15 protein-coding genes and 1 riboswitch are annotated in these 12,856 nt (G+C 64.3%); of the genes, 10 read left to right on the top strand and 5 right to left on the bottom strand.

The window, feature by feature from the left end; translation table 11 throughout:
- Positions 1 to 17 precede the first annotated feature (17 nt).
- Both HWE04_RS04535 and HWE04_RS04530 read right to left on the bottom strand, forming a co-directional pair.
- Positions 18 to 809, bottom strand: a complete 792-nt coding sequence (locus HWE04_RS04535; RefSeq protein ID WP_241811653.1) for a 2-keto-4-pentenoate hydratase — start codon at positions 807 to 809, stop codon at positions 18 to 20.
- Positions 810 to 857: 48 nt separating this feature from the next.
- Complete coding sequence (locus tag HWE04_RS04530; RefSeq protein ID WP_006463951.1) at positions 858 to 1,307, bottom strand: CopD family protein; 450 nt, start codon at positions 1,305 to 1,307, stop codon at positions 858 to 860.
- Positions 1,308 to 1,479: 172 nt separating this feature from the next.
- On the opposite strand from HWE04_RS04530, the gene HWE04_RS04525 reads away from it, so the two are divergent.
- Together HWE04_RS04525 and HWE04_RS04520 are read left to right on the top strand one after the other, a co-directional pair.
- Positions 1,480 to 2,361 carry an MOSC domain-containing protein gene (locus HWE04_RS04525; protein WP_241811652.1) on the top strand — a complete coding sequence of 294 codons (882 nt, stop codon included), beginning with the start codon at positions 1,480 to 1,482 and terminating at the stop codon, positions 2,359 to 2,361.
- A gap of 152 nt (positions 2,362 to 2,513) precedes the next feature.
- A complete protein-coding gene (locus tag HWE04_RS04520) occupies positions 2,514 to 3,611 on the top strand; it encodes a branched-chain amino acid ABC transporter substrate-binding protein (RefSeq protein WP_241811651.1) in 1,098 nt (365 codons plus the stop codon).
- Positions 3,612 to 3,718: 107 nt separating this feature from the next.
- Here HWE04_RS04520 and HWE04_RS04515 read toward each other — a convergent pair whose 3' ends face one another.
- From HWE04_RS04515 to HWE04_RS04505, 3 genes are all read right to left on the bottom strand, one after another.
- Positions 3,719 to 4,189: a hypothetical protein gene (locus tag HWE04_RS04515; RefSeq protein ID WP_241811650.1), complete on the bottom strand. Its 471-nt coding sequence runs from the start codon at positions 4,187 to 4,189 to the stop codon at positions 3,719 to 3,721.
- Between the two features lie 352 nt (positions 4,190 to 4,541).
- The gene (gene galU, locus HWE04_RS04510; RefSeq protein ID WP_241811649.1) at positions 4,542 to 5,555 is read right to left on the bottom strand and encodes a UTP--glucose-1-phosphate uridylyltransferase GalU; all 1,014 of its coding nucleotides are present in this window, start codon (positions 5,553 to 5,555) and stop codon (positions 4,542 to 4,544) included.
- Between the two features lie 74 nt (positions 5,556 to 5,629).
- Positions 5,630 to 6,037, bottom strand: coding sequence for a hypothetical protein (locus tag HWE04_RS04505; RefSeq protein ID WP_241811648.1), 408 nt, complete (start codon positions 6,035 to 6,037; stop codon positions 5,630 to 5,632).
- A gap of 417 nt (positions 6,038 to 6,454) precedes the next feature.
- Between HWE04_RS04505 and HWE04_RS04500 the strand changes: the two genes are divergently transcribed.
- The 8 genes from HWE04_RS04500 to HWE04_RS04465 all read left to right on the top strand — a co-directional run bounded on the left by HWE04_RS04500 (position 6,455) and on the right by HWE04_RS04465 (position 12,806).
- Positions 6,455 to 6,706: a GlsB/YeaQ/YmgE family stress response membrane protein gene (locus tag HWE04_RS04500; RefSeq protein WP_006463945.1), complete on the top strand. Its 252-nt coding sequence runs from the start codon at positions 6,455 to 6,457 to the stop codon at positions 6,704 to 6,706.
- 363 nt (positions 6,707 to 7,069) lie between these two features.
- Complete coding sequence (gene pgm, locus HWE04_RS04495) at positions 7,070 to 8,719, top strand: phosphoglucomutase (alpha-D-glucose-1,6-bisphosphate-dependent) (protein WP_241811647.1); 1,650 nt, start codon at positions 7,070 to 7,072, stop codon at positions 8,717 to 8,719.
- A gap of 195 nt (positions 8,720 to 8,914) precedes the next feature.
- The gene (locus HWE04_RS04490) at positions 8,915 to 9,253 is read left to right on the top strand and encodes a hypothetical protein (RefSeq protein ID WP_241811646.1); all 339 of its coding nucleotides are present in this window, start codon (positions 8,915 to 8,917) and stop codon (positions 9,251 to 9,253) included.
- A 61-nt stretch (positions 9,254 to 9,314) separates the two neighbouring features.
- A complete protein-coding gene (locus HWE04_RS04485) occupies positions 9,315 to 9,461 on the top strand; it encodes a hypothetical protein (protein WP_006463942.1) in 147 nt (48 codons plus the stop codon).
- A 526-nt stretch (positions 9,462 to 9,987) separates the two neighbouring features.
- Positions 9,988 to 10,650, top strand: coding sequence for a hypothetical protein (locus tag HWE04_RS04480; RefSeq protein ID WP_241811645.1), 663 nt, complete (start codon positions 9,988 to 9,990; stop codon positions 10,648 to 10,650).
- Between the two features lie 228 nt (positions 10,651 to 10,878).
- Positions 10,879 to 11,406 carry a hypothetical protein gene (locus HWE04_RS04475; RefSeq protein WP_241811644.1) on the top strand — a complete coding sequence of 176 codons (528 nt, stop codon included), beginning with the start codon at positions 10,879 to 10,881 and terminating at the stop codon, positions 11,404 to 11,406.
- Between the two features lie 39 nt (positions 11,407 to 11,445).
- Positions 11,446 to 11,683: riboswitch (cobalamin riboswitch) on the top strand.
- Positions 11,684 to 11,827: 144 nt separating this feature from the next.
- On the top strand, positions 11,828 to 12,034 hold the full coding sequence (locus HWE04_RS04470; RefSeq protein WP_006463938.1) for a CbtB domain-containing protein: 207 nt from the start codon (positions 11,828 to 11,830) through the stop codon (positions 12,032 to 12,034).
- A gap of 10 nt (positions 12,035 to 12,044) precedes the next feature.
- Positions 12,045 to 12,806: a CbtA family protein gene (locus HWE04_RS04465; protein WP_077236817.1), complete on the top strand. Its 762-nt coding sequence runs from the start codon at positions 12,045 to 12,047 to the stop codon at positions 12,804 to 12,806.
- The last annotated feature ends 50 nt before the right edge of the window (positions 12,807 to 12,856 follow it).

Below are 12,856 nucleotides of genomic sequence, written 5' to 3'. Positions count from 1 at the left end.
ATTGCTCATCCCCGGATTCAGTCCAGATGCACCAGCACCGTACCCAGCACGCCCAGTTCGGCGTGCACCGTCTGGCCGGCCCGCACCGCCATGGGGACGATGGTGGAACCGCTGGCCACCACGTGACCGGTGCCCAGCGTCAGGCCATGCGCACGCAGCTCATTGACCAGCCAGGTGAGCGCAATGCGTGGATCGCCCAGCACCTGGGCACCGCTGCCGCTGCTCTGTTGCCCGCCACCTTCGACGGTGGCCGAGGTGGCCAGGGCGGCCAGGTCCAGGCTGCGCCAGTCCACATCGGCCGGTGCGCCCAGCACGAAATGGTCGGCGCAACTGTTGTCGGCGATCAGTTGCGCGGCGCCGACCTGGCGGAAGTGTTCGTAGCGGGTGTCGGGGATTTCGATGGCAGGGTGGATGGAGCCCACCGCATCCAGCACCTCCTCCTGCGTATAGGGCGTGGCGCGCGGCGGCAGGCTCGTGCGCATACGGAAGGCTACTTCCACTTCTAGCACGCTCATCAGGTTGTCGCCCAGGGTGATGCGCGCCCCGCTGCGATGCAGGCGCTCTGCCAGCAGACGGCCCGCCAGCGGTGCGTCGACCTGGAGCAGTTGCTGGCCGCCCGGGCCGGTGGCGCCGATCTTCCAGCCGGCCAGCGGCGCGAAGCTGCGGGCTTCCAGGCGGCGCTGGATATCGTAGGCTTCCTGGCGATCAACCGGTTGCAGTTCGGTCGGCAGGTGCGGGATGCGGCGGTTGTGCGCCCAGCAGTCCCACAGCAGATCAGCGGCTTGCTGGCGTTGCGATTCGTTCAGCACGGGTGTCTCCCCCTTTTTGGATAGTGATCTTGCGCCGACCCCACCGCGTCAGGCAGCCAGCGGCCCCAGTGCGCCGATGGCGATGGTCAGCAGGCCCAGGCACAGGTTGATGCCCACCAGCATGCGGATCTGGCGCAGCGCGCGCGAGGCGCGGTCCCAGTCCTGCTGTGCGGCCGACAGTTTCAGGCGGCGGAAGGGGGCGAAGAAGATATGCGCGAAGATCAGCATCATCACCGCGCCGATGCCGCTCATGGCATGGACATACGGCGGCAAGTGAGCGCCACCCATCACCGCCATCATGTGCAGCCCACTGCCCAGCACCAGCGCGATGGCCACCCATACCCAGATGAAGAAGCCGCCCAGCACCGCCGACATCAGCGTCAGTCGCTGCTCCGGGTGCAGCACCGCCAGCGCGGGGCGCAGCGCCATGTGGGCGAAGAACATGCCGCCGACCCAGATGGTCAGTCCCAGCAGATGGAAGAATTTGGCAACCAGCATGGCACTCCCGTGAGGAAAAGCTTCGTGAACAGGCGTGCATTGTCGCATGAGCGGGGGGGACGTGTTGCTCCCGCCACAAGCCAATGCCGAGCTTGTGGTAATGTCTTGCCGAAACTTCATCTGCATTCTTTATCGGCGCCTGTCAGACGCCGCTCCCTGGGCCAGTATCACCATGTCGACATCCAGCGCCATCAGCACCATCAGCACCCTCAGTGCCATCAGCTTCTATCCCGTCAAATCCTGCGGTGGCCTGTCGGTCACGCGTGCCGATATCGGCGCCCTGGGCCTGGCCCTGGACCGCCACTGGATGCTGGTGGACCGTCAGGGCCGTTTTCTGACCCAGCGCAGCCATCCGCGCATGGCCTGCATCACGCCGGCCTTCGAGGGCGATGCGCTGGTGCTGCGCGCCCCCGGCATGCCGCCCTTGCGGCTGGCCGTTGCCGGCGAGGACGGGGCCACCCTGGCGGTGCAGGTCTGGAACAGCCATCTGGATGCCCTGGATCAGGGCGAGCCGGCCCGTCACTGGTGCTCCCATTACCTCGGCGAGGAGGTGCGCCTGGTGCGCTTCGACCCGGCCGTCACGCGCGCCTGCAGCCAGCGCTGGACCGGCGCGCACCAGGCCACGACGCAGTTCTCGGACGGCTATCCGCTGCTGGTGATCGGTCAGGCCTCGCTGGACGACCTCAATGCCAGGCTGGCCGCCAAGGGGGCGCCAAGCCTGCCGATGGACCGTTTCCGGCCGAACCTGGTGATCAGCGGGCTGGAGCCTTACGAGGAAGATTTCATCGATACCCTGCGCTTTGGCGAGGACGAGCAGGCGGTGCAACTGAAGCTGGTCAAGCCCTGCGCCCGTTGCCCGATCCCCGGCATCGACCAGCACACCGGCCTGCGCGACGCGCAATGGCCCGACGAGCCGCTGGACACGCTGGCGGCCTACCGCGCCAATCCCCGCGTGGACGGCGGCCTCACCTTCGGCCAGAATGCCATCGTCATCGGTGGCATTGGCGGCAGCATCGAGGTCGGGCAGGCCTGCCACTGGGAGTTCAATTTTTGAGGTGGCGCGAAACCTGCTAGCAATGGCGGCAGGCAAGGCACAAGCAAGACACACGCAAGAGATACGCAAAACACACGCAAGCAACAAGGATGAACAAGGTAATGCGTAGAACAATTCTGCTCTCCGCCGTCCTTCTGGGCGCTGGATGGACGATGCAATCCGGCGCAGCAGCAGCCGCCCCGCGCACCGTGCTGATCGGCCTGGCGGCGCCCATGTCGGGCCCCTCCGGCAGTACCGGGATGAGTCTGGAGCGGGCTGCGCAGCTGGCGGTGGAAGACATCAACAATGGCAAGCCCGTCATCGGTGGCGAGCCGGTGCTGTTCAAGCTGCTGCCGCAGGACGACCGCGCCGATCCACGGACCGGCGAGCTGGTGGCCCAGTATTTCGTCAAGACCGGGGTAGCGGCGGTGGTGGGGCACTGGAACAGCGGCGTGGGCATACCGGCCTCGCGCATCTATGCCGCTGCCGGGATTCCTCATGTGGCGCCCGCCGTGACCGCGCCCGACTATACCCGCCAGGGCTACGCCTCGGCCTTTCGCATCGTGCCGCATGATGGCGACGGCGCACGCCACACGGCCCAGTACGTCATGCACGACCTGAAGGCGCGCAGCATCGCCGTCATCGATGACAGCACGCTCTTTGGCGCCACCTATGCCCAGGAATTCGTCAACGCCGTGACCGCCCAGCAGGGGCGGGTGGCGGGCCGCTATCAGGTCAGCAGCAAGACCTCGGACTTCAACAGCATCCTGCGCAGCATCCGCGCCAGCGACCCCGACGTGGTCTTCTTCGCCGGCCTCGATGCGCAGGCTGCGCAACTGGTGCAGGACCTGCGCCGGCTGCAGATACGCGCGCGCCTGGTGGGCATCGGTGGCCTGGTGGGGCCGACCTTCCTGCGCCTGGCCGGCGTGGCCGGGGAGGAGACCAGCGTGGTGGAGCCAGGCCTGCCGTCCTACAAAGGGCCGCAATGGAGCCATTTCGAAAGCGCCTGGAAAGCCCGCTACAAGGATGACATCTATCTCTACGCACCCTTCGCCTACGATGCCGTGCGGGTGATCGCCGCCGCCATGCGCGAGGCCGATTCGCTCGCGCCGGCCAAGGTCACGGCCGAACTGCACCGCATTCGCTACCGGGGCATCACCGGCCAGATCGCCTTCGATGCAGAGGGCAACCTGCGGGACCCGGTGTTTACGCTGTATCAGGTCCATCAGGGCCGCTGGCGGGTGATCCGCAGCATGGGGGACAGGAATTAGCCGGCTCGCCTGACACCAAAAAACAATGCCGCCCGATCGAAACCGGGCGGCATTGTTTTTGCGGGAACCGCTGGGCAAGCCGGCAGGGCGGGCTTGCCCGGAAGGATTTACTTCTTGGGGCGGCCGACCTTCAGCGGGGTCAGGCTACTGAGGATGTCCTTCAGTTCGGCGATCTTGAGGTTCTTGATCAGGGACACGCCAATGCGCAGCAGGTCGCTCTTCTTGATCTCCACGCCAGCCTTCAGGCAGGACTTCTTGACCTGGGCCAGGACCGCGTATTCGTTCTCGGGCATGGTGAAGCTGTCACGCACCTGCTTGACCTTCTTGGGCTTGGCGACCTTCTCCACCTTCTCCACCTTCTCCACCTTCTCCACCTTCACCGGCTTGACGACCTTCTCTGCCTTCTTTTCAGTCTTCACCGCTTCCGGGGCCGGCTTGGCTACAGCGGCTGCCTTGGGCGCGGGACGCGCAGCCGGGCGCACTGCGGGCTTCTTGACTGGGGGCTTGGGGGCTGCCGCCTTGGCGACAGGTTTCTTCTTTTCGGTCGATGCTGCTGCGGCTTGAACTCGGGTGGCCATGAACGCTCCTGTGATAAATTGATATAAACAATATATATTTTTTGCGCCTTTGCCGCAATCGCTCCAGGCGCCTGGCAACGATTTCATGCTGCATTATCAGCCTGCAAACGTTTAAAAGTGGTGTGCGGAGGCCACAGCATACGCTGCCTGGCCGGGGATGCTGCAATTCATGTCATTGCTGGCGAGATGAATGTCTGCAGATGCATGGCGGCGATGCTAACAAGTCCAGGTTAAAACTCTGTGACAAAGGTCAAAACAATTTATACGAAGCGTAGGGGAAAGCGTAGGGACGAAAAAAAAAGCAGTCCGGCCAGAGGCTGGACTGCAATCAACAACGGTCTCTACCGGGGACTTACATGACACTACGGGCTACGGCTGGCTGCTTTTCGGTACTGGCCGGGGCGGGAGCTGACGGGCTGCCCGCGGCCGGCTTCAATGGGGTGACGGTGGCCGGCCCCTTGGGCTGGGCTGCCTGCGCCAGATCGTGCTGGGCGGCAAATTCCTGCAGGTACTGGGCAAAGCCGCTGCCGACTTCCTTGTGCTTGAAGCCCATGGCCACGGCGGCCTTCAGGTAACCCAGCTTGGAGCCGCAATCGAAGCGCTGACCTTCGTAGCGATAGGCCAGGATCTGTTCCTGTTGCAGCAGGGCGGAGATGGCATCGGTGAGCTGGATTTCACCACCGGCGCCGGTGCCGATGTTTTCCAGGCGCTCGAAGATGGCCGGGGTCAGGACATAGCGGCCGACCACCGCCAGGGTGGAGGGCGCATCTTCCGGTGCCGGCTTTTCGACGATGCCGGTCAGCAGTTCGGTGCGTTCGCCATGGGCGCTGCCGCTGACGATGCCGTACTGGCGGGTTTCCGGACGCGGCACATCCTGCACGGCCAGCAGGCTCTTGCCTTCGCGCTCGTAGAGGGCGGTCATCTGTGCCATCACGTTCTTCTGGCCCGGGGCGGCATCCATGAAGTCGTCGGCCAGCAGCACGGCGAAGGGCTCGTCGCCCACCAGCGGCTTGGCCAGCAGCACGGCATGGCCCAGGCCCAGCGGTTCGGCCTGGCGCACATAGACGCAGTTGATGTGCTTGGGAATGACGTTGCGGATGGTTTCCAGCAGCTTGACCTTGCCGGCGGCTTCCAGCTCGGTCTCCAGTTCATAGGCCTTGTCGAAGTGGTCTTCGATGGCGCGCTTGTTGCGGCCGGTGATGAAGATCATCTCAGTGATACCGGCTTCGACCGCTTCCTCGACGGCGTACTGGATCAGTGGCTTATCGACGATGGGCAGCATTTCCTTGGGCTGTGCCTTGGTGGCAGGCAGGAAGCGGCTGCCCAGACCGGCGACGGGGAAGACGGCTTTGGTGATTTTTTTCATGATAGGTCCAGGTAGATGGGTTGGAGGACGTGGCACCCTCAGACGCGGTGCAGGCTATTGGGCGCGGATGCGCTTCAAGCCTGTCGATTGTTTTTGATCATCTTCAGATGAAGGAAGGCACGGCAGCCGTGGAAAAACGGCGCCACACCGGGAAAGGCATGACTGAGCAGGCTGGCAGTGGTGTCGAGCAGGCTGCCGCCGGGGCGGCTGGTGTGGCTCGGGCCCGTTTGCGACGGCACGGCGTCGAGTTCGATACGATGCTGCGAGTGCTGGGTACTACCCTCGTTGAGTTGCTCCAGCACAGCCGCCAGTTGCGGCGCCTTCAGCGAGATCTGCTGCATCAACTGGGCCGATTCGCGGGCATAGCGCGCATAGTGGTCGGCAAAGTCGGCATCACGCTGCGGCGGCATGCCGAATGCGCTCAGCGCATAGGGATTGGCGAAGGCGGTGGGCTGCTGGGCGCTGGGCTCGTGGGTCGGCATGATGGCGGCTCTTGATCGACGTTGTTCAACGTAAGTAAGGCGTAGAAGTCTGGTGCTGGCGGTGCCTGGTACTTGTTGCACTGCTTTTGCTGCACTGCTCTACTGCGAGGCAAGCTTAAAAAAACTCGCGCTTCCTCTCTATAGGAGTGCCGCCTTTTGCCGTGTAGGAAAACAGGAGGCCGCTCACCCCGGGAATTCCGGGTCGATGAAGATGAGCGGCCACGGGCGGGCTTGTCCTACAAGGAAATGGGCCGCTGTCCGATACCTGGCGGCAAGCGATGTTCCTAAGATGACCTCATCTGTTGTGCCGAGCGCCCGCAGAGAAGAGGAAGGAGCGTTGCCCGTTGCCAATGGCCTGCGGGCCGGCGCACTCCGCGACCAACCCAAGAAAGACAGAACGCTAGGAAAGGGAACATCATGGAACACGGACTCATCGCATGGCTGATCATTGGTGCTGTGGCCGGCTGGCTGGCCGGTGTGCTGGTCAAGGGCGGCGGCTTCGGTCTGCTGGCCGACATCCTGATCGGTATCGTCGGTGCCGTCATCGGCGGCTGGCTGGCAGGTCTGCTGGGCATCGCCGTGGGCGGGGGTATCCTGGCCTCGATCATCACCGCGACCCTGGGTGCGATCGTGCTGCTGGTGATCGTACGCGCCTTCCGGCGAGCCTGACGGGGTGGGCGGGCAGGGCGGATGTGACGTCCGCCTTCAGCTTGCCGGCCTCAGCGCCGTCAGCGAATGCGTCCGTGCCTATGCCCGGGCGCATTTTGCGTTGTTTGCGGGAATCATCCAGAGATGATCCGTAGCAAGCGTCGCAAATCGCTGGAAGTCGCTGCAAGCGCTCCATTGATCACATCGTCACCAAATCGTCACGCCGACCTGCACGGAAATGCTGCAATGCGGCAGCAAAGCGTTACAATATTTCTGATGTTGAAAAAAGAATAAGTTTCGCGGGCGCGCGCTGTTGTCTGGTGCTGCTTCGCGTTTCCCGGTTTTCCCGGTTCTACTGCTATCCATTCATCCATAAAAGACACCATGAGTAGCGTCAATCCCCTCGCCGGCAAACGTGCCGCACCTTCCGCCCTGGTCAACCTGCCGGTGCTGCTGTCGAACTATTACAGCCTGCGTCCGGATGTGTCCGTGCCGGCGCACCGGGTCGCCTTCGGTACTTCCGGTCATCGCGGCAACGCCAATGCCCACAGCTTCAACGAGTGGCACGTGCTGGCCATCACCCAGGCCATCTGCGATTACCGCAAGGAGCAGGGCTTCAACGGACCGCTGTTCCTCGGCATCGATACCCATGCCTTGTCCGAACCGGCCTGGCACAGCGCGCTGGAGGTGCTGGCGGCCAACGAAGTGGTGACCATGCTGGCCGAGGGCAGCCCCTACGCGCCCACCCCGGCCGTCTCGCATGCCATCCTCACGCACAACCGCGTGCACCGCGACAAGCTGGCTGACGGCATCGTGGTCACGCCGTCCCACAATCCGCCCGATAACGGCGGCTTCAAGTACAACATGCCCAATGGCGGCCCCTCCGACTCCGATGTCACCGGCTGGATCGAGAAGCGCGCCAATGCCTATCTGGAGCAGCAGCTCAAGGGCGTGCAGCGCATCAGCTTCGAAAAAGCCTTGAAGGCTGATACCACGCGCCGCTACGACTACCTCGACAACTACGTCGGCGACCTGCCCAATATCATCGACCTGGCCGCCATCGCCGGTGCCAACGTCAAGATCGGCGTTGATCCGCTGGGCGGTGCCGGTCTGCACTACTGGTCGGCCATTGCCGATCGCTACAAGCTCAACCTGGAAGTGGTCAATACCGATGTCGATGCCAGCTTCCGCTTCGTGCCGCTGGACTGGGACGCGCAGATCCGCATGGACCCGTCCTCGCCCTACGCCATGAGCGAACTGATTGCCTTGAAGGATCGCTTCGATGTGGCCATGGCCTGCGATACCGACCATGACCGTCATGGCATCGTCGCCAAGAGCAGGGGCCTGCTGCCGGCCAATGACTATCTCTCGGTGGCGGTGTACTACCTGTTCCGTCATCGCCCGGCATGGCGTGCCGATGCTGCCGTCGGCAAGACGCTGGTGTCCAGCCAGATGATCAATCGCGTGGCCGATCACCTGGGGCGCAAGCTGCTGGAAATGCCGGTCGGTTTCAAGTGGTTCGTGGATGGGCTGTATGACGGCAGCCTGGCCTTCGGCTGCGAGGAAAGCGCCGGTGCCTCCTTCGTGCGCTTCGACGGCCAGCCCTGGAGCACCGACAAGGACGGCATCACCGCCGCCCTGCTGGCGGCCGAGATGACGGCCCGCACCGGCAACGACCCGGGCCAGATCTACGCCGACCTGACCCGGCAACTGGGCGCGCCGCTGAACGGCCGCAAGGAAGCCGCCGCCACGCCCGAGCAGAAGGCGCGGCTGTCGCGCCTGTCGCCGGCCGATGTCAGTTCCACCGAACTGGCCGGCGAACCGATCCGCGAAGTCATGACGACGGCGCCGGCCAACGGCAAGGCCTTCGGCGGCCTGAAGATCGTCACCGACAACGGCTGGTTTGCTGCCCGTCCGTCCGGCACCGAGAACATCTACAAGATCTACGGCGAGAGCTTCCGCGACCAGACCCACCTGGACAAGATCTTCGCCGAAGCCCAGGAAATCGTCAGCCGCGCCCTCAAGGAGGATTGAATCGGCAGGCCCTAGCATCCTCAGGCCGTCTCAGCGCCGCCATCCTCATCGGGGATGGCGGTTTTTTATTGCCGTTGTCGAATGTTTTCCGTCCTTCCTACAGGGGAATCGGCCGATGTCTGGCTGAGAGCGGGGCGCGGGCTTCGTAAGATGAGTTATTCCATTATTCCATTCCAGCCCGGCAAGGAGGATCGCATGGAACAGTCTCATTCCCACCCGTCGGCCGCGCCTGAAGCGGCCTTGCTCAGGCCGCCCGGTAGCCTGGCTGGTGTCAAGCCTGAAGATCCTGCACTGTCTTCGACCGCGCCGAATCCTGACCAGGTAGAACCCGACGGCACCGAGGATCCCTGGTCCAACGCCGACGATGGCGTGTTACCCGAACAGCCGGCGCCCGGTGTCGACCCATCCCCCGTTTTTCCCAAGGAGAATCACATGCACAAGCCCCAGGACACCCCTCCGGTGGAAGTCCCGCCACTGGACCCGACGCCGCCGCAGGATCCGATTCCTCACCAGAATCCCACCGCACAGCGCTGATTTCGCCAGGAGCACGCGTTGCGCTGAGCAGCGTGCCATCGACATCGTCCAAGGAGGCCCATTGAATATCGCCCTGCACACGCCCCAGGAAACCCCGCCTGCGCACGACCCGCACCTGCCCCCGCCCGAGCTGCCGGACGACGATCCGGTCCCGGTGGAAGACCCGCCACTGAACCCGCGCCCTTCCGACAAGCCGATACGGATGTAGGAGGGAGAGAATCGTTGAGGCATCAATGCCCCGATGCAGCGTGCCTCATTGGCTCGCGGCATCGTGAGCGTACTGCAGGCGCAGCCGGATACGGTCGCGCCTGCTTTTTTTCGTGCGCTGGCTAGAGACTGTGCCCAGTAAACTGGATTGCTCGTGAACATTCAGCTTGAAATTGTAAAAACTGAAGTGAAAAGCGGTCTTGCAAGCTTCTGCAGTCAACGGGCGTAAATCCTGAATCGCTGGCGCTGCCACCGGCTTGCATTGAAACCTTGCTTCATTCAGACAATTCCCATGTCAAGTGCTTTACATCTGTGAAAACATGCCGTTTTGGCAGCAGGTACCGACGGATCGGGCAGGGTGGGGCGCAAGGTCCCGGATAGTACTTCCCACTGGCATCCATCCCGGTTTTCCGGCTGACCCCCCCCGTTTCCACAGAGGAGTGCAGCCCTTGTCCGATGATTATCAGCTTCCCATTGCCCCCGGTCATCCGGGCCATCCCGGCCGTCGTCGCAGTCAGCGCCGGCACATGCTCCAGACCCTTACGCCGTTATACGTGCTGGTACGCGCCACCGGCCTGGCCAGTGCCGACGGCCTCTGCCAGGTGATGTGCGAGCGGACCCGCAATCACGACAACGGGCCCGGCACCAATGCCATGGTGGTCTACCTTTCCCCCTTTGAGGCCTGCATCGACGCCGCCTGGCACGCCCTGGCTCCCGATCGCTACGAGGTCATGGCAGCCTCCGCCTTCAGCCCTGACGAACTACTGATCTACCAGCCCGAACGCTTGCCCTACTGCCTGCACGTGGCCTGGGGTGCGCACGACGGCCAGTTGGTGGTGCGTCGGGATGGCGGTCTGCTGCGCCTGTCCTCGGCCCACAGCGCCGCCATCTCGCAGCTGATCGACGCCATCCACCTGCGCATCGAGTTGCCGGTGCTGGAATGCCATGAACGCCTGTGGGAGCAGGCCGGCCTGTTCGCCCATGCCGAATCTCACGCCCGCATACTGGCCGCCAGCCACGTCGAGCGCCATCGCCAGGCGCTGCAGGCGATCCGCCGCATCCCCGGCACGGCGCGGCCGGGGGCGCCGATCAACCAGGTCGCGCTCTACGATGTCGAGTCGGCGCAATGGCACTTCGTGGCCCTGAAACTGTTCGAGGGCATCATCCGGGAGCCGCGTTCAGGGCGTTAGGCGTGGCATCCATCTGGTCAGGCAGGCTTTCCTCATGTTCATTCAGAATTTTCTGATATGAAAGAAAATTCACATCTGCAACGATGGCGGCGAATCCGGGGCTGGGTGTGCCAGTGCCGTCCTGTTGCACGATCTTGGAGCCAGTTCTTGACCTGCTGCACCCGCTGCACCCGCTGCACCTCCTGCCTTTACGCTGTCTGTCGCTGGTGCGTACCGCTGCGGCGTTCCGTGCCACTGGCCCTGCTGTTCATCTGCATGGTGGCCAGTCCGGCCGCCCCGTCCTTGCCGGATGTGGTGCTGGATACCTGTCTGAATGTCGACCGTATCGGCCACGGCCGGGTCGGCGTCGACCCTATCGCCGGCCGGGCGCAGATGCTGGAGCAGGGCCCGTTGTCGCCCTACCGCCTCTACCTGCCCGATGGCGACAACTCCCGCTGGCGCATCGGCTATGCCAGCGGCAACCCGGGCGCTGGTGATTACCTGTTCGTCAATTCCCATCGCGGCTACATCGACCGCGCCATCGCCCTCGGCGCGGAGGCAGCGTCCACCGTGCAGCGGCCTCAGGAGGCCTCCTTCGCCCTGCTGAGCCACCTGGGCCAGCGCTACCTCTGCCTGATGGAACCGCGCGGAGAACGGAGCGGCAGGCAGCTCCGCGCGGTCTTCGTGGGACGTATTCCGTTCGGCATGGGCGGCGACCTCCATCTCTACTACAAACTGGCCACCCCGCCGCCAGCCACGACCGAGCCGGCCCGCTGAGCGCCGTGTTGCCCAACCGGGCCCCCGCCTTTATACTTCGCCCCTAGCATTGCTTCTGGTATCCCGCGCGCAGCCGCGCCAGGGATTCAAACGGGAAGCCGGTGCGGCCCACGCGACCACGTGCGGCCAATGCCGGCGCTGCCCCCGCAACGGTAAGCGAGGAAGGACACGCACTACGCCACTGTGCCTGAGCATGGGAAGGCGCCTGTCCGCGAAGCCTCAGACCTTGAGACTTCATCCCGCCAGCCCGGAGACCGGCCAGTAGCAAATTCTTCAATGATTCGCGGAGGGCGATCATGCGGACAGCTTCCATCATGTTTCCGAGCAGGCCCTGGCCAGCGTCGTCCGTGGACGACCGGATCGTGCATGGGTGCTTCACGTGTGGCTTTCTCCGTTCCATCCATCCAGCCAAGGAACGCGCATGTCCACCACCTCGGGTCTCAATGCCAGCAGCACCACTTCATCCTCCCACGCCGGCAGCCATGTCTGGCGCGATCGCATCGCCCCGTCGCTGCTGGCCTTTGTGCTGGGCGTGGCCCTGATCTACGGTGCCGGCTTCGCCTCCAAGGTCGAGCTGCACAATGCCGCCCACGACGGGCGCCATTCGGCCGGTTTCCCCTGCCATTGAGGAGCGTGCAATGAACTGGACCGTCTTCCGGCGCATGGCGTCGGCCGTGGTGGTGGCAGGCGCCTTGTCGGGCGTGCTGTTGTCGGGTGTGCAGCAATTCCAGGTGGAAAAGATCATCCTCCAGGCCGAGCAGTATGAAAAAGCGGCCGAAGAGGCTGCTCCGGCCGCCTCCGCCGCCCATGACCATGATCATGACGCCGCCCCGGCGCATGAGCATGCGGCCGGCACCCCGGCCCATAGTCACGGCGATGCACATGAGCACGACCCCAACGCCTGGGAGCCGGCTGACGGCGCCGAACGCACCGGCTATACCGTGCTGGCCAACGTCAGCATGGCAGTCGGCTTCGCCCTGATGCTGGTGGCCGCCTTTGCCATCAGCGGTCGCCGCGTCGGCTGGCGCAGCGGCCTGCTGTGGGGCCTGGCCGGCTATGGCGTGTTCTTCGTTGCGCCCTCGCTCGGCCTGCCGCCGGAAGTGCCGGGCACCCTGGCCGCGCCCTTGCACGCCCGTCAGTTGTGGTGGGTGATGACGGCGGTCATGACCGCTGCCAGCCTGGGGCTGTTCGTGTTCGGCCGTGGCTGGTGGTGGAAGGTCCTGGCGGTACTGCTGCTGGTGGTGCCGCACCTGGTCGGCGCGCCGCAACCCGAGCTGCATGGCAGTGCCGCGCCGGAAGAGCTGGCGCAAGCCTTCATCCGCGCCACCGCCATGGCCAATGCCGTGTTCTGGCTGGCCCTGGGCGGCCTGACCGGTTTCTTCTACCGCCGATTCGGTTGAACCGTCTGGCGTTGGCTGTCCGGCCAACGCCCATCGCGTCGCGGCGCCTC

It is taken from the genome of Herbaspirillum sp. C7C2 (assembly GCF_022627865.1).
Taxonomy (GTDB): Bacteria; Pseudomonadota; Gammaproteobacteria; order Burkholderiales; family Burkholderiaceae_D; genus Herbaspirillum; species Herbaspirillum frisingense.
Note: the sequence above shows the minus strand (reverse complement) of the source record. Positions and strands in the feature narration are given on the sequence as shown.

Coding starts and splice junctions, on each gene's coding strand:
- HWE04_RS04470 (WP_006463938.1), top strand. CDS start 11,828: ATGTCCACCACCTCGGGTCTCAATGCCAGCAGCACCACTTCATCCTCC.
- HWE04_RS04480 (WP_241811645.1), top strand. CDS start 9,988: ATGCTCCAGACCCTTACGCCGTTATACGTGCTGGTACGCGCCACCGGC.
- HWE04_RS04520 (WP_241811651.1), top strand. CDS start 2,514: ATGCAATCCGGCGCAGCAGCAGCCGCCCCGCGCACCGTGCTGATCGGC.
- HWE04_RS04505 (WP_241811648.1), bottom strand. CDS start 6,037: ATGCCGACCCACGAGCCCAGCGCCCAGCAGCCCACCGCCTTCGCCAAT.
- HWE04_RS04515 (WP_241811650.1), bottom strand. CDS start 4,189: ATGGCCACCCGAGTTCAAGCCGCAGCAGCATCGACCGAAAAGAAGAAA.
- HWE04_RS04530 (WP_006463951.1), bottom strand. CDS start 1,307: ATGCTGGTTGCCAAATTCTTCCATCTGCTGGGACTGACCATCTGGGTC.
- HWE04_RS04525 (WP_241811652.1), top strand. CDS start 1,480: ATGTCGACATCCAGCGCCATCAGCACCATCAGCACCCTCAGTGCCATC.
- pgm (WP_241811647.1), top strand. CDS start 7,070: ATGAGTAGCGTCAATCCCCTCGCCGGCAAACGTGCCGCACCTTCCGCC.
- galU (WP_241811649.1), bottom strand. CDS start 5,555: ATGAAAAAAATCACCAAAGCCGTCTTCCCCGTCGCCGGTCTGGGCAGC.
- HWE04_RS04490 (WP_241811646.1), top strand. CDS start 8,915: ATGGAACAGTCTCATTCCCACCCGTCGGCCGCGCCTGAAGCGGCCTTG.
- HWE04_RS04465 (WP_077236817.1), top strand. CDS start 12,045: ATGAACTGGACCGTCTTCCGGCGCATGGCGTCGGCCGTGGTGGTGGCA.
- HWE04_RS04500 (WP_006463945.1), top strand. CDS start 6,455: ATGGAACACGGACTCATCGCATGGCTGATCATTGGTGCTGTGGCCGGC.